The 1,040-nt window shown below is 58.2% G+C and carries 1 protein-coding gene; it reads left to right on the top strand.

Annotation, left to right across the window (positions count from 1 at the left end; translation table 11 throughout):
* Window positions 1-3: 3 nt before the first annotated feature.
* Window positions 4-1,040, top strand: a 1,037-nt coding sequence (gene psbD, locus DXY37_RS00895) for a photosystem II D2 protein (photosystem q(a) protein) (RefSeq protein WP_114994775.1), incomplete at its 3' end; no start/stop codon positions are given.

Consider the following 1,040-nt stretch of genomic DNA (forward strand, 5'->3'; position numbering starts at 1 on the left):
CTCATGACGATCGCTGTAGGACGCGCGCCACAGCGGGGATGGTTTGACGTCCTCGATGACTGGCTCAAGCGCGACCGCTTCGTTTTTGTCGGCTGGTCCGGCATTCTTCTCTTCCCAACGGCCTACTTGGCCATCGGTGGCTGGCTCACAGGCACCACCTTTGTTACCTCCTGGTACACCCACGGCATCGCCTCGTCGTACCTGGAAGGTTGCAACTTCCTGACTGCTGCTGTGTCCACCCCCGCTGATGCGATGGGTCACAGCCTTCTGCTGCTCTGGGGTCCTGAAGCCCAGGGTGATTTCGTTCGCTGGTGTCAGCTCGGCGGCCTCTGGGCCTTCGTTGCACTGCACGGTGCTTTCGCACTGATTGGCTTCATGCTGCGTCAGTTCGAGATTGCTCGTCTGGTCGGCATTCGTCCTTACAACGCCATCGCCTTCTCAGGTCCGATTGCGGTGTTCGTCAGTGTCTTCCTGATGTACCCCCTCGGCCAGAGCAGCTGGTTCTTCGCGCCCTCCTTCGGTGTGGCAGCGATCTTCCGCTTCCTCCTCTTCCTGCAGGGCTTCCACAACTGGACCCTCAATCCCTTCCACATGATGGGCGTCGCCGGCATCCTCGGCGGTGCACTGCTTTGCGCCATTCACGGTGCAACGGTGGAAAACACCTTGTTTGAGGACGGTGAGCAGGCCAACACCTTCAAGGCGTTCGAGCCCACCCAGGAAGAAGAGACCTATTCGATGGTCACCGCCAATCGCTTCTGGAGTCAGATCTTCGGTATCGCCTTCTCCAACAAGCGCTGGCTGCACTTCTTCATGTTGTTCGTGCCTGTGATGGGTCTGTGGACCAGCTCCATCGGCATCATTGGTTTGGCCCTCAACCTGCGTGCCTATGACTTCGTGTCACAGGAAATCCGTGCTGCAGAAGATCCCGAATTTGAGACCTTCTACACCAAGAACATCCTTCTGAATGAAGGTCTGCGTGCCTGGATGGCACCGGCTGACCAGCCGCACGAAAACTTCGTCTTCCCTGAAGAGGTTCTGCC

Source organism: Synechococcus sp. GEYO, assembly GCF_900473955.1.
Taxonomy (GTDB): Bacteria; Cyanobacteriota; Cyanobacteriia; order PCC-6307; family Cyanobiaceae; genus Synechococcus_C.